General features: G+C 58.1%; 14 protein-coding genes. 7 read left to right on the top strand and 7 right to left on the bottom strand.

From position 1 onward, the window contains the following. Window positions 1-4: 4 nt before the first annotated feature. The 4 genes from RYA97_RS17685 (at window position 5) to RYA97_RS17670 (ending at window position 2,201) form a co-directional block, all read left to right on the top strand. Window positions 5-1,168: a M20 family metallopeptidase gene (locus RYA97_RS17685; protein WP_005745451.1), complete on the top strand. Its 1,164-nt coding sequence runs from the start codon at window positions 5-7 to the stop codon at window positions 1,166-1,168. Between the two features lie 195 nt (window positions 1,169-1,363). Next, complete coding sequence (locus RYA97_RS17680) at window positions 1,364-1,561, top strand: hypothetical protein (protein ID WP_005745450.1); 198 nt, start codon at window positions 1,364-1,366, stop codon at window positions 1,559-1,561. Window positions 1,562-1,625: 64 nt separating this feature from the next. Next, window positions 1,626-1,802, top strand: coding sequence for a hypothetical protein (locus RYA97_RS17675; RefSeq protein WP_005745449.1), 177 nt, complete (start codon window positions 1,626-1,628; stop codon window positions 1,800-1,802). A 174-nt stretch (window positions 1,803-1,976) separates the two neighbouring features. After that, window positions 1,977-2,201 carry a hypothetical protein gene (locus RYA97_RS17670; RefSeq protein ID WP_002553187.1) on the top strand — a complete coding sequence of 75 codons (225 nt, stop codon included), beginning with the start codon at window positions 1,977-1,979 and terminating at the stop codon, window positions 2,199-2,201. 34 nt (window positions 2,202-2,235) lie between these two features. On the opposite strand, the gene RYA97_RS17665 is transcribed toward RYA97_RS17670, so the two are convergent. From RYA97_RS17665 to RYA97_RS17650, 4 genes are all read right to left on the bottom strand, one after another. Further along, window positions 2,236-3,852, bottom strand: coding sequence for a hybrid sensor histidine kinase/response regulator (locus RYA97_RS17665; RefSeq protein WP_005745448.1), 1,617 nt, complete (start codon window positions 3,850-3,852; stop codon window positions 2,236-2,238). Window positions 3,853-3,928: 76 nt separating this feature from the next. Further along, on the bottom strand, window positions 3,929-5,293 hold the full coding sequence (locus RYA97_RS17660) for a TolC family protein (RefSeq protein WP_005745447.1): 1,365 nt from the start codon (window positions 5,291-5,293) through the stop codon (window positions 3,929-3,931). A gap of 11 nt (window positions 5,294-5,304) precedes the next feature. Continuing rightward, window positions 5,305-7,443 carry a peptidase domain-containing ABC transporter gene (locus tag RYA97_RS17655; protein WP_117140412.1) on the bottom strand — a complete coding sequence of 713 codons (2,139 nt, stop codon included), beginning with the start codon at window positions 7,441-7,443 and terminating at the stop codon, window positions 5,305-5,307. Further along, complete coding sequence (locus RYA97_RS17650) at window positions 7,440-8,696, bottom strand: HlyD family secretion protein (RefSeq protein WP_117140413.1); 1,257 nt, start codon at window positions 8,694-8,696, stop codon at window positions 7,440-7,442. Before RYA97_RS17650 ends, RYA97_RS17655 begins: the two co-directional genes overlap by 4 nt. Before the next feature lie 249 nt (window positions 8,697-8,945). Here RYA97_RS17650 and RYA97_RS17645 point away from each other — a divergent pair, with 249 nt between their 5' ends. Beyond that, window positions 8,946-9,170: a hypothetical protein gene (locus tag RYA97_RS17645; RefSeq protein WP_005782644.1), complete on the top strand. Its 225-nt coding sequence runs from the start codon at window positions 8,946-8,948 to the stop codon at window positions 9,168-9,170. Between the two features lie 62 nt (window positions 9,171-9,232). On the opposite strand, the gene RYA97_RS17640 is transcribed toward RYA97_RS17645, so the two are convergent. Continuing rightward, window positions 9,233-9,733 carry a hypothetical protein gene (locus RYA97_RS17640; protein ID WP_004663667.1) on the bottom strand — a complete coding sequence of 167 codons (501 nt, stop codon included), beginning with the start codon at window positions 9,731-9,733 and terminating at the stop codon, window positions 9,233-9,235. A 335-nt stretch (window positions 9,734-10,068) separates the two neighbouring features. Between RYA97_RS17640 and RYA97_RS17635 the strand changes: the two genes are divergently transcribed. Continuing rightward, a complete protein-coding gene (locus RYA97_RS17635) occupies window positions 10,069-13,092 on the top strand; it encodes an autotransporter domain-containing protein (protein WP_117140414.1) in 3,024 nt (1,007 codons plus the stop codon). Between the two features lie 279 nt (window positions 13,093-13,371). On the opposite strand, the gene RYA97_RS17630 is transcribed toward RYA97_RS17635, so the two are convergent. Then, a complete protein-coding gene (locus RYA97_RS17630; RefSeq protein WP_005782638.1) occupies window positions 13,372-13,578 on the bottom strand; it encodes a hypothetical protein in 207 nt (68 codons plus the stop codon). Between the two features lie 119 nt (window positions 13,579-13,697). On the opposite strand from RYA97_RS17630, the gene RYA97_RS17625 reads away from it, so the two are divergent. Further along, the gene (locus tag RYA97_RS17625) at window positions 13,698-14,069 is read left to right on the top strand and encodes a hypothetical protein (RefSeq protein ID WP_005782636.1); all 372 of its coding nucleotides are present in this window, start codon (window positions 13,698-13,700) and stop codon (window positions 14,067-14,069) included. An 82-nt stretch (window positions 14,070-14,151) separates the two neighbouring features. Here RYA97_RS17625 and RYA97_RS17620 read toward each other — a convergent pair whose 3' ends face one another. Further along, window positions 14,152-14,310 (bottom strand): hypothetical protein, encoded by a 159-nt coding sequence (locus RYA97_RS17620; protein WP_005732296.1) that lies wholly within the window; start codon window positions 14,308-14,310, stop codon window positions 14,152-14,154. Between the last annotated feature and the right edge of the window lie 87 nt (window positions 14,311-14,397).

The following is a 14,397-nucleotide window of genomic DNA, read 5'->3' as shown; positions in this document are numbered from 1 at the left end:
TCCGATGCTCGATGACCCGATAGCCCTGACCCGGGCACTGTTAGCGTTCCAGACCCTCAACCCGCCGGGCGACGAGGAAGCGTGTGCGGCTTTTCTTGCCGAGCAGCTGAGCCGCCACGGTTTTGTCTGCGAGCTGCAGCGTTTCGGTGAGCGCCGTTTCAATCTGGTCGCCTGGCTTGAGGGCGACGGCCCCGGCAAACCGCTGGGGTTCACCGGCCACCTGGATACCGTACCGCTCGGCAATGCCACCTGGAGTCACTCGCCGTTTGCCGGTGAGATTGCCGACGGCCGGCTGTACGGGCGAGGATCCAGCGACATGAAAGCGGGCATTGCCGCCTTCATCGTGGCCTGCCAGCGCAGCCGTGCCGCCATTCAGCGCGGCCCGGGCGTTCGCTTGTTGCTCACCGGCGGAGAAGAAACCGGCTGTGATGGCGCCCACGCACTGTGCACGGACGCTCCCCATTTGCTTGGCGAACTCGGCGCACTGCTGGTCGGCGAACCGACTGCCAACTATCCGATACTCGGGCACAAGGGCGCATTGTGGCTACGCTGCGCCAGCCACGGTCTTACGGCGCATGGAGCAATGCCGGAAGAAGGCGTGAATGCCATCTATCTGGCCGCCCGACATATCGACCGCGCACAGACCTTTGAGGTGGGCCCGGCCCATCACCTTATGCGCAAGCCCACCCTGAACATCGGCACCATCAGTGGAGGCCTGAACATCAACTCGGTCCCGGACTACGCAGAGTTCACCCTCGACCTGCGTACAGCGCCGAATCTGGACCATGATGAGATCCGCACGCGATTAGCAGCGCATCTGGGCAACGGTGCAGAGTTGAGTACCCTGATTGATTTGCCTGGTGTTTGCGCCGATCCCGACGAGCCTTGGGTCCGACAGGTTTTTGCCCGCTGCCAGGCTTTGCATGACGCCCCTTTGCAGGCACAGACCGTGCCCTACTTTACCGATGCCGCTGTGCTGCTACCCGCCGTCGGTCACCCGCCCACTCTTATTCTCGGCCCGGGAGAGCCGAGCATGGCCCACAAGGTGGATGAGTATTGTGAGGTCAGCAAACTTCAACAGTGCGTCGAGCTGTATGCCGGTTTGATCGAAGACTGGGCAAACATTCAATCCACCGCTGCAGCACAACACACTAACGCATCACAATAATAGCCTTTTAATATTAACCCCCTGTCTTAGCACACCTGTACTATTTCCTTAGCCTGCGCACTGGTTATTATTGTAACGGCCACTAACACTTATCAGGCAATGACTGAAATGCCTGTAATGCGCTAATGGCTTACTGACCAGAAACTTTGAAATAACACGACAAACAGGTGATTTCAAATGAATAAGGAATTAATGATGCGCGAACTCAATAATGAAGAACTGGCACAGATCGGTGGAGGTATGACAGTAGGAGAAGGCGTGGCAGCCATCGGCGTAGTGGCCGCTGCAACGGCGCTGGCTCCGGTGACTGCGGTCGGTGCGGGTGTCATATTGGTCGGCGTGGCAGGGGCCAGCGCGATTGACGCCTTTCAGACCTACCAGATGGCGCAGTAACACGCCTTGCCATTTCGGGTGGGCAGCGCAGTGCAGGCACCTACCGGGAAAACAGGAGAACATTATGATGCCCGATCGTCATAAGCTCTTTGGGAAAACCGTCAATTCGTCGAGACTGTTCTGGCTGGCAGCGCTCGCATTTCTTATTGCCGCCAGTATCGATTTTCAATGGCATTACATTGGCCTTGCCGGCATGTTTACAGCGCTGGCCGCCACCGCTCGGCGTCGGCAGGAAACCTGACCAGCCCAGACTCATGATGCATGACTTGATCATCTAACCTCTTGCAACGGTTGATCCGGCTGCAAAACTCACAGACCGCCAGCGCCTGGATACAACCGATTGCACACGATGATCAAGCCGCCCGACCGCCCACTTGGTTTATAGTATTTTTCAATAACGACCACGAGGTTTGACATGATTATCCGCAATCAGAAAACCACTGGAACCACCGTCGACAATTATTCGGTTCATGCTCATGTACTGACCGACGCCGAGATGTACAGCGTCTCCGGTGGTGCCGATTTCACCATCATGCCGGTGCCTGGCATTGGTGTGATCAAACCGGACCCGATCTGCGTGTATCCATTCCCTGACGTGCCCCCGCCGTCGGATATTCGCGGGCCATTCATTACTGCCTGATGCCCCGTTATTCCCTGGCCCGTATGCACGCAGGTCAGGGAGTACTCATTCGCCGCTCGCGAATCGAGAGCAGGTTCAGACGCAGTTCCGAAGGCCGCAACGGCTTGGACAACACTGACACTTCCGCGCCCTGCATTGACTCAAGCACGACTTCCACTTCCCTCCCGGTAACAATCAGCGCAGGCACATCCCAGCCACGGGCAGCTCGTATACTCTCGATGCAGTCCAGACCATTGGCCACTGTGCCCAGATCGTAATCGGCGACGATAATGTCGCAATGAGTGGTGAGCCCCTCCGCCGATCGGGCGGTCTGCACTTCGCATCCCCACCTTTCAAGCAGCGCTGCGGTGGCCATCAGAACGTTCTGGTCGTCCTCCACCAGACACACCCTGACCCCTTTGAGCAGGCTCTCGCCCAATGCCTTCTTGGGTACCACCCGAACAGGCGCGCTCACCTCTTCAAGCCCATGAATGGTGACCGTAGTCCCGCGGTCTATTCGCGAGACAATCGCGATTTGCACATTGAGAATCTGGCTGAGCCTTTTGACGATGGACAACCCCAACCCGACGCCCTCCACGTCTTTGTCGCGCACATGGCGGATGCGGTAGAACTCGTCACAGACCCTGGGCAAATGTTCCGCAGCAATACCCCGGCCCCGGTCATACACACTGATCGACAGACGCCCCGCATGGCTGCGCACACCGATCAGCACCGGGTGATCAGGGGCATATTTGAGCGCATTGGAAATGATGTTCTGCACCATCGTGGCGAGCAACGTGGCATCGACCCTGACCCAGCGTCGACAAGGTCGCACCCGAAGCTCTACACCGGCCCAGCGGGCAGCGGCAGTGTTCTGATGAGCGACTTCATTGAGCATGTCACCCAGATTGACCACATCCGACTTGGCTGAAACCTTGCCGCTGTCCAGCGTGTAAATATCCAGAATCGAGCGAAACAGCTGCGACACGTTGTGCAGGGAGCGATCGATATTATCGACCAGTTGACGCTCATAATCGCCCAGCGGGCTGGACCGCAGGCAAGCGGTAAACATGCCGATGGAGTGGATGGGCTGGCGCAGGTCATGACTGGCCTGAGCCAGAAACCGCTCTTTCTCGCGATTGGCCACGGTCGCCTGCTCTGACGCCTCGCGAGCCCTCACCAACAGAATGTGCGCATAGCCAGGCACCAGAATAGTGACGGCGACGAGCATCAGGACCATAAATGGCTGCGCCTGCCAGTACGGCGTCAATTGATAGATGACCAGTATCGCCAACAAGGCCAGGGACGCCGCAATTGCAAGATATCGCGAACCAAAGCGCATTCCGTTGCCTAGAGTGACCCAGACCATCACGCTGAAAACCGGCAGTGTTGCCTCCCCGCCAACGATCAGTCCGACGGAAATGGCAGTGTAGTCATGCACCATCCCGAATACACGGCGCAACGCAAATACACCTGGATAGCTGATGATGTGCTGGCGCAAGACCAGAGAAACCACCAGAAAGCCCGCATAGTAGAAAATGATGGGCTGATAGGTGGCAACCTTGAGCCCCGGCAGAAGACCAATCAACGATACATAGCTGATCGCAAACGTCGCCACGATCAACCGCAATGTGGCCTGATCCAGTTCAGCGTTTTTCTTTCGGTCTTTCATGGATGCACCTCGTTGTGCAGCGAGCGCAGTACATTCTTGCGTCCATGCAGTCGATCACCCGGGGCCTGTGACGGCATCAGTCGCCGATGTTCAGGCTGCCAAGGTCAGATGCCAATTGCAGCTTGGCGTTATGCCAGTTGACCAGAGACTCCACGCGTTTCTGGGTCGCCGCGCTCAGATCGTTTTGCGAGCGCAGAAGCTCAAGAATACTGCCAACGCCTGCTTTGTAACGACCCTGGGCAATTTCGTAAGACTTGCTGGCACTCTCGACAAAAAGACGACTGATTGCCAGCGCCCTTGTTCTGGACTCCAGGGTCTGTCGACTCTTCCAGACACTGAGCGCAATACTGTTTTCAACCTCGTGCAGGGCCTGTTCGCGGGCGGCGCTTTCGTAACTGGCGGCCCGCGCTCTGCGCCGATTGAGAAAGCCATCGAAAATCGGCACGGTGATTTGCACACCGATAGTCCAAGTGTTCACCTCCTGACGGGTTGAAACCTGCTCGATAGGCGTGTCCTGACGGCTGTAATTGCTGAACAGCGACACCGTCGGCAGCCCCTGAGCTTTTGCCGCATCGGCCTTGGCCTGGCTTGCCGCCCAGTCGGCGCGGGCCTTTTCGATAGCCGGATGGGACGCTCTGGCCTGCTCCATCAAACTATTGACGTTGCCCAGAAACACCCCTTCATCAGCCCCGGGTTCATCCAGTTCAACCAGCTTGAACGGTGCTGATGGCGACAGCCCCAGTTGGCTGGCCAACTCGCCTTGTACCGCCGCCAGATCGCCCTCCGCCATGACCCTGTTCAATTGTGCTTCGGCATAACTGGATTGAGCCTGGAGACGATCCGTCTGCTCGCCGGCACCCTCGCGATACTTTGCGTCAGCGGCTTTCAGACTGTTGGCCGCCAGACGCTCGGCGCTGACTCTGGCGTGTAGCAACGCCATGTTCGCCTGCACTTGATAGAAAACCCGGGCGGTGGCAAGCATCGACTTCTGCACCTCTTCGATCCGGCTGCTACTGGCGACATTCAATAACTGCCGGGCGCTTTCGACTTTGGCGGCGCGCAGGCCAAAGTCGAACAATACCCAACTCAGGTTGAGGCCGTAGACGCTGGTATTGGAGTTCAACCTGGAGTCGGCTTCGGGAAAACCCGGGTAGCGCGTGGTCTTGCCAGCCCGCCCCTTTTGAAACTGCCCCTGCACGGTCGGATAGTAAGCCGAATGCTCAGCATCCAGGTCAGCCTGCCGTGCCAGCTCGGTCAGCCAAACCTCACGCAATTTCGGGTCGGCACACAGCGCAACAGACACGGCCGTTGCCAGACTCAATGCGTCTGGCAGACGACTGGAGCCGGGGCACGCGTCCACACGAGCATCGGCCAGGCACAACGACGCCATTAACAGGCCGAACGCGCTCAACAGGCACTGCCAGCCAGCGCAACGAATCATGCCCCGCCGCCTCACGCTGAAGGAGCCTCGTTAAGCACCGGGCCGTCGTAGGCAACCCGGCCTTGCGCAAGTGCCACGACCCGATCCGCCGTGCGGATGGTTTCCGGACGGTGGGCAACGATGATGCGGGTGATGTTCAACGTTTGCAGCGCCTGATTGACTGCGGCTTCCCTGTTGATGTCCAGGTGGCTGGTCGCTTCATCGAGAAACAGGAGTTGCGGGCGCTTGTAGAGGGCGCGGGCCAGTAGCACCCTTTGCTTCTGCCCTCCGGACAGTACCGTGCCCATGTCGCCCACCAGCGTGTTATAGCCCATCGGCATCTGCGCTATATCATCGTGGACTGCAGCGAGATGCGCGCATTGCTCGATCCATTTCTGATCGGCACCGGTCTCGAAAAAACTGATGTTGTCGCCGATGGAACCGGCGAACAGCACATCGTCCTGAAGCACAGTACCGGTGATACGGCGCAGCCTGTCGATGTTTTCCGGCCCGACCGGCAAGCCATCCAGCAGAACACTGCCCGCGCAGGGCGCCAGAATGCCCAGCATGACATTGAGCAAGGTACTTTTACCGCCACCCGAGGGACCGACGATGGCTACCGATTCGCCTGCGTGGATATGAATCGACACGTCGTCCAGCACATACGGTTCATGCTCGGAATAGCGAAAGCGCAATTGCCGTACTTCAAGGCTGGGCACCCTGTCGTTGCACGCGTCATCGAACGTATCCGGACCGGCAATCGGCTCGGCATCGTGCAGCACGATGTCGGCGAGCCGCTCACCGTGCAGGCGCAACATGATCACGTCGACAATCTTGTCGATCAGACCAGCCACCCGACCGTTGAACTGCTCCTTGTACGAGTTGAACGCAATCAGCATACCGGCGCTGAATTGCCCTTCCAGAACCAGTCTGGCACCCATCCAGATAACAATGATCGTGACCAGTCCGAACAGCACGCCGTTGAAGGCCCGATAGGCCAGTTGCAGTTTTTGCGGGTGCAGACCGGCATTGATTTCCTCGACCAGTAAAGCGCTCCAGGCACTGCAACGCTGCTCATGCCGATTGAACAGCTTGATGGTGCGCACGCCGCGCGCGCTTTCCAGAAAGTGCGACTGCTGACGAGCAGCATGGACCAGCTGGTTCTCGCTGGCACGCCGCAACGGCCCGAACCAGATCCAGCGCGCCAGGCCGTAGATAATCATCGCCACCACTGCAACAAGCGCCAGCTTCGGGCTATAGGCAATCATCAGCCCCAGCGTGACGACCGTCATCAGCCCATCCAGCAGGGCCTCAATGAACGATGTGGTAACGGTCTGCTGGATGGCCTTCAGAGAACCGAAGCGCGAGACGATATCGCCCAGATGACGACGCTCGAAAAATGCTACCGGCAGGCGCAGCAGATGGGTAAAGACATTGATCTGCCACTGTGACCCGAGCATCGTGCCCAGGTACATCAGCGCCCATGCACGGGCCAGCGCAACGGTGTGCTGAATGATCAGCAATAGGCCAAAGCCGATCGCCAGCACCGTCAGCAGGTCCAGGTCTGCGCTGACCAGCACCTTGTCGATAACGGTCTGCATGAAAAACGGACTGAGGATGGTACACAGCTCCAGCGCCAGGGCCAGAAGCAGCACCTGCGTCAGCACCCGGCCAAAGCCCTGTACTCGCCCCAGCAGTTTGCGCAGCGGGATCGGCGGCTGTGCAGCGGCGGGCTGAAAATCACTTTCCGGCCACAACTCCAGTGCCACGCCGGTAAATGCTGCCGACACCTCGTCAAGCGTCAGCTTGCACAGGCCATGCCCCGGATCATGCACCACAACACCGCGTGCATTGACCTCCTTGAGCACTACGAAATGGTTGAAGTTCCAGTGCAGCACGCAGGGCAACTGCAACTGACCGAGCGCATTCAGCTCGACCCGCAACGCACGGCTGCCCAACCCGAGCCGCGCAGCCATGTGGGTCAGTTGCTTGAGGTTGACCCCTTTCATTGAGGGCGAGAGACGTTGCCGCAACGACAAGAGGTCACTGTGCTGGCCGTGATAGCTGGCGATCATGGCCATGCACGCCAGACCACATTCAGTGGCTTCGGCCTGGAGCACAACCGGCAGCTTTCTCCCCACACCAAAAGCGAAGGTATTTCTCAGGTTCAAAGCCGCTTTCCTATTCCGCGCAAGGGCTCCAGCATCCACTCATAGAGCGGCAGCCTTTCCTGCATGATGTCGGCGTCCAGTTGCATGCCGGAACGCAAGCGCTCGTGCATGCCCTGGCCGTCGATGGCTTGAGACGCCAGGGCAACCGTGACCCGGTAGAAAGGCCCCTGTTCACGCATCGGCTCAGAGACGTTGCCCAGGGTCATGACTTCATCGGCCGGCAAGGCGGTACGCGAGATCGATGACACCCTGCCCGGTTGCAGTCCAAAGCGTTGATAGGGATAGGCCTGGTAACGCAACATCACCGTGTCACCAGTGCGCACGAACCCCACGGAGCGGCTGGGCAGATACAGTTCGGCGTGCAGTTTTGCGTCGGCAGGCACAATGCTCAGTAACGGTCGCGTACTGTCGACTCGTGATCCATTGGAGACCGCGATCGCCGTGGCCTCACCCAGCGTCGGTGCGGTGATGAAAATCTCTCGTTTGGTTTCACTTTCGATCAAGCGGTCCTGATTCTCGGCCAGCCTGCGTCGCAGATCGGCAAGCTGCTTGCTCTGGTTGAACGGCAGCTCGACCAGTTCCGCCCGCAGCCTGGTGCTTTCGGCACGCACCGTGAGCAGCGAGCGATTCAGCTCTTCGCTCCGCAAGCGCATGTCCAGAACTGCATCCTGTTTTTCCTGAAGCTGGTCACGGGACACGTAGTCCTGACGTTGCAGGTTGGCGTAGCGCTCGGCAAGGCCCTTGGTCAAAGCCAGCCGCTGACGCGTCAGGTCGATTTGCGCGAGTATTTTCTGCTGCTCGGTTTCAAGCGCCGCGACCTGACGTTTCTTGCCCTCCAGCTCCTGAAGATGCAGAGCGAGCGTCTCGTCGATTTCCTGAGCGAGGCTTTCCTGACGACGTTTGATCGACAGGCTGATCGCCCGTTGCGCGCCACCCGCCTCACCGCTTTGTGTGTCGCTGGACAAGGCCATCAGCACGGCACCGTCTGTAACGTGTTGCCCCTCGACGATGTCGAGCCGGGTGATCACGCCAGCTTGTGGTGAGTAGATCCTGATCAGGCCGGTTTCAGGCAGCAGTACGCCGCTTGCGGCTGTACGTTTGGTGTAGGTGGCGAAGGTCAGGAACAGGCCCATGCTGATGCAAAACAGCAACGCCACCGCAGCGGCCAGCCTCATCGACAATGGACTGACCAGCAAAACCGTCCCCAACGTACTGCGCTTTTGCGCATCAAGCGCCTCAGATCGAAAGAGCATGAATGACCATCGCTTCAATCATCAGGAATGCTCCATAAAACAGGCACCATAAACGGGCGACGTATTACAGCCCTGACGACAAGTAACCTCAATAGCACACATGAACTAATGGCCAAAATACACACTAACAAGTAGCTCATTTGTGCTATTGAGGTGTTTGTAATCGGTGACTTTAATGGTGTTGTCTTCCGTCGTTCAACGGTACGTAAGCCCTGATTTATCAATGACCCTTTCAGAGGAAACAACGCCATGACTCAAGCAGTGAACCCACAACAGGCACATGATGCCCTTCCTGCCGGACCAGCACTTCGAGTGCTGAACGAGACCGAGTTGAGCCAGGTCGGCGGTGGTATTGAATTCAGCGCATTTGGTTACACTTTCGCAGGCGGAGAGTCGTTTGCGCCAGGTTTCAATTATGCATCCATCACCAACTCGCGGGGTATTCCGGTTTATTACACAACCTGGCAGAACTGACAGCGTTATCAATGCGCGGCTTACAGAACCCGGACATTGTCCGGGTTTTATGCTGACGGCTTCTATTTCTGAAGTGTGAATTCGGCTTTGTCAAAAGACAGCCAGCAAGCATCATTGTCGGTCCACTTTGATTCACTGGTGCCCAACACACCTTTCACAAGAACCCTGTCGCCCTTCTTGAAGCTGCTTATTTTTTTCTTGTTGACCAACAGGTCATCGCGGGTCAAGCCCTGGCCCGTGCATTTGGGATTGGACGGATCGCTGAAGATGACCGCAATCTGATTCTGACCGACCGCCGTCCCGGTTTTAGTAATGCGCTGTACGACGCCAGGAATGATCAGTGTTTGAGCGTCCCATTTTTCTTTCGCGGTAACCTCATTGGTCTGCCAATCGCGCCATATTTCTGTCAAGGTTGTTTCTCTGGCCTCAGCCAGTCCTCTGAAATCCCCGCTCAGTACATCACCTGTTTGATCAAGAACGCCATTGGTCATTGACATGGCCTGATCAAGACCCGCACACCCCGACAATGCCAGAATCAACGGAAACAAGGCTACACTTTTCATTCATACACTCCACTGACTGGCACACCAGACACCTAACGCTGCCACTCATTATTTAAATAATTAACGTCGAATAATTTCGCACGCAACCGTAGTCACGGCGTAACAGAATATCAATAGTACAGATGCACTACGTCATCCCTGACTAACTGATCAACCCAGGCATTAATATGTGCCACTAGTACATACGCGTACGTGCCACTAGTACATGCGTGCTATTTCCATTCAACCTTCGCCTCTCAATACTCCCGTTGTTGGCACCCCGCCGAACGGAAACGCCTAAGCCCTCAGGGCTGGCAGCCACCCCTTGTGGTTTTTATGGAGTATCTGGAGTCGCTATGAACCCCTTATTCAAACTATCCCCGCTTGCTTTTGCGGTTACTCTTGCACTGCTTCCAGATGCTCAGGCAGCGGATTACGTTCTTACCAATGGTCAGGAAACCTTTAACAGCGACCGTTTGATCGATGGCGCGATCGACGTCAATGCAACTGACGGCAACACTTCTACCCTGACAATCAACAGCGGCGCAACCGTGACCAGCGAAGGTGGCAGCATCGTTGGCCAGGCCAGCAGAACCGGCGTCAATATGGCTCAGGCCAATGTTGTGGTTGAAGGGGCAGGTTCGCGCTGGGTAGTACCGCGTACCTCATTTGTACTGGGTAACACGATCGTTGTCGGTGGGGTCGGTCAAGGCGACCTGAACGTGCGCAACGGGGGTCAGGTGTCGGTGCGGGATCTGGATCTGGGTGAAGTCAACGGCTCCCGCTCCAACGCATTTTCAAACGCGCAGTTGCTGGTGAGTGGCCAGAACTCCCTGGTCGACGCGGTCAATATCGAAGCCGGTGGGGTGTTTGTCTACAGGTCGAGCATAACGGCCAATGATGGCGGCAAGATCAACAGCCAGCAGGTAGACATCGACTCCGTCGTCAATCTTTCCGGCGCCGGAACCCGCTGGGACAACAGTGGCGCGTTCAGAAACAGAAACAACCTTACTCTCGATAACGGCGCAGTACTGACCACCGACTCGCTCTTACTGGGTTCGGCCATCATCGGCCGCAGCAATCAGGTGAGTATTTCCGGACAAGGCACCCGCCTGGCAGCGCAAAGCATGACGCTCGGCACCAGTGACTCTCGCACTTACCTGACGCTGTCCGACGGTGCCGAGCTGAGTTCTACCAACGGTATTCTCATCAGCACCATCAGCAGCATCAACAATCCGACACGCGGCACGCTTGCTGTGGGCGGTCCGGTCGTGACCGACCCCAACCGTACCGATATCGATTCGACGACTGCCGGAACAGCTCAGGCGGCCGGCCGACTGGACCCGCAAACCGCCATTAATTTCGGCACCGGCAACGGGGGACATTTGGCGTTCAACCATACCGATACTGATCTGCAGGTTGCCAACACGCTGAACGGAACGGGCCGAGTGTATGCGTTCAACGGCAACACCACATTGAGCGGCGACCTTACCGGGCTGGCCGGCAGCGTCGTTGTGCGCGGTGGGCGACTGGTGCTGTCGGGGAACGTCGACCAGGTCAATCAGCGCGGCAATACAGCCACCACCCAAAGCCTTTCGCGGTTTAACGTAGGCAATGGCACCCTGGTGGTCAATGGTATTGCCGGGCGCACCGAATTCGGGACTTATACCAACAGCGCCCAAGTACTGGACGGCGGTGTTCTGGCCGGCGTCGGTCAGGTGGGTACTACGCAGGTAGCTTCCGGCGGTACTCTGTCGCCCGGCGAAAGCGCCATAGGTGCGCTGGCCATACAAGGCGACCTCGACATGGCCGCAGGCTCACGTTACGCCGCGGACATCGCAGGCGACGGTAGAGCAGACAAGATCAACGTAAGCGGCACAGCCACACTGCGCGGTACGCAGGTCAACGTCACTGCGCTGGATCCTGCGCAGAGCTATCAGAGCGGCAGGACTTACACCCTGCTCTCTGCTCAGGGCGGTGTGGTCGACGGTGCCGCCGCAGGCACCGCCTATGCCCAGGCGCTGACCAACTCGGCGTTCCTGAATGTCGGACTGCAGCGCACCGCCAATGATCTGAACCTCACCATCGAGCAAAAAAGCGTAGAGCCGACACCTACGCCAACTCCTACTCCTGAGCCAACTCCAACTCCAACACCGACACCGGAGCCAACTCCTACTCCTGAGCCGACACCGACACCGACACCGACACCAGAGCCTACACCTACGCCCACTCCAGAACCCGCACCTGCTCCGGGCATCTTTCAGACGGTCATGCTGACTCAAAACCAGTTCAATACCGCTGGCGCGCTGAGCGTACTCGAGCAAAGCGGTGAGCCGCTGCGCCTCTACAACAACCTGCTGGTTCTGGATGCCGAAAGCGCTCGCAACGCAGCCGATCAACTGTCTGGCGACTACCTCGGCAGTACCTCGACAGCCCTGATCGCTAATAGCCAGGTGGTATCGGGAGTGCTGGGCACTCGTATGCGTAATCTGCTGGATACGGGAACATTGCGCATGCCAGCCATGGCACTCAATCTGATGCCAAGCACACCGACCACGCAAAACGGCGCCTGGGTGCAGCCATTCGGCAACTGGACCAAGACAAGCGGCAATAACGGTGCCGGTGGTCTGCACCAAAGCACTGGCGGCCTGCTGTTCGGGGCAGACGGTAGCTTCACACCGGATTGGCGCGGTGGCGTCTACGTCGGGTACAGCCGTTCGAAGTTCGACGCCGATGACCGCGATGCCGACGGCCACAGCGACAACTATCATCTGGGCCTCTACACCGGTGGTCAGATCGATGCCCTGCGCCTCAGTGCTGACGTCGGTTACACCTGGCACAAGCTGGAAAGTGAGCGGAACGTGGCGTTTGCCGGATTCAGTGATCACTTGACCGGCAAACGCAATGCCCAGTCGCTGCAGGCAAGTGGTGAAGCGGCCTACCGCATACCGGTCGGCAGCATGGCTCTGGAGCCTTTCGCCGGCCTTTCCTACGTGCGCTACGACGCAAAAGATCTGCACGAAAAAGGCGGACCAGCCGCACTGGACGTGTCCAGCGATAAACAGGACACCTTCTTCTCGACACTGGGTCTGCGCGCGTCGTCGAGCATCAATGTGGCGAACGTCAATACGCAGGTTTACGGCTCAGTAGGATGGCGACGTGCCTACGGTGACCTGGACCCGCGCAACGTCCAGTCTTTCGCTGGTGGGCCAAACTTCGAAGTGCAGGGCGTCGCTCAAACGCGCGACACCGCCTTGACTGAAGTGGGCGCGAAACTGCGCTTGAACAGGCAGACCGATCTGGACCTGTCCTACCAAGGGCAGTTCGGCACCGACACGCGCTTCCATTCGGTTAATGCAGGCGTGACGGTTCGCTTCTGACCGTAGTTGTAGCGCTCGGCGTTATACACAAGTCTGCTCTCGATTCTGGCCTAAGGCCGTGGGAGCAAGCTTGATCGCCAAGGGTCCAGTACAGCACCGAAAACGGGGCGTCTGGACCCTTTTTTCTTGAGCAGGCTCATCACGGACTTCAGGGTCGAACTCACTCTCGAATGAAGACAGATCGCACTTCTCGCTCCGCTGCCTGAAGAACCTCGAACGCAGCGTAGCGCCTGCGATGCTGGTCTACGAGCGCTCCCTGTACCGGTGTAAACACGCGGTTCAGGCTCGCCATGCATTCCATGACATCGAGCAGACGCAGACCCGCTTCAGCAGCAACGGAAATTCGGGCACCACGTGCAGACCGTCGGCCAGGCTCAGCGCCGCGCTGCCGAGGGAGCCGCCCCAGCCCGCATGGGCGTCGATCAGTGCGGTGCTCAACGGCTCCTGGCGAAAACGACGGATCAAGGAGGCGACGGCGTAGCTCATCCAGTCTCTCTCTGACGAACACGGCTACAGCACCAATCTGCAGGCCCGTGGCCTGCGACAGTCTCGTTCCGGCCTGGTCGGGCTGATGCTGCCGCGATCCGCAGTTGGAGCTTAGTACCGTGGAGTCGCTGCTGGCCTACTCCATCGACGAGCTATTCATCGTCGACGCTACCGATCCGGACAGCATCCACAGCGCCTGCGCGCGTGCCGGCGTGCGGCATCTCAATCTCGACCTGCCGTGTACCCTCGCTCCATCGATCACCAGTGACAACTACCCCGGCGCCTTCGAGCTGACGCAGGCAATCCTCAGCGAACTGGCGCCCATCAGCGACCTGTCATCGACGGATCTCTGCCTGTTCGGCGGCTACTCCGACTATGCCAGCCGGGAACGGATCGGCGGATTTCTGGCCGCCAAGCGAGCGCATTTCGGCGAAGCTACCAGCGACGACGTCTTAAGCGAGGTGCCCTATGTTCAAAGCGGTCTCGACTGAAAATTTATCCTTGAACAAAAAAAGCGTCCCTGGGGACGCCTTTTCTGTTGAGCTCAATCTTCAAGTCAGGCTTATACCTGGCTCAAGCTTGCTCGTCTTGCTTGTCATCGTCGTCGTGCTTGAGTGCTGGCTTCATGCCTGGCTGAGGCGCGTGTTCAGCGTTGGGCGCGATTTCTTCGCCGTGGTTCTTTTTCTCTTGCTGAACTTTTTTGTCGTGGGCGACGTTACGTGGGTCGGTCATGGGAATTCCTTGATTGGGCAGAGGATTCAAGCACCCATCGACGTGATACGTTGGCTTTGAGCGCCGGGGCAAGATTTGGAGTCAGAC

Origin of the sequence: Pseudomonas syringae group sp. 26L6, from assembly GCF_032587815.1 — a bacterium.
In the GTDB taxonomy this organism is placed as follows: domain Bacteria; phylum Pseudomonadota; class Gammaproteobacteria; order Pseudomonadales; family Pseudomonadaceae; genus Aquipseudomonas; species Aquipseudomonas amygdali.
This window is presented reverse-complemented; position numbering and strand designations above follow the sequence as displayed.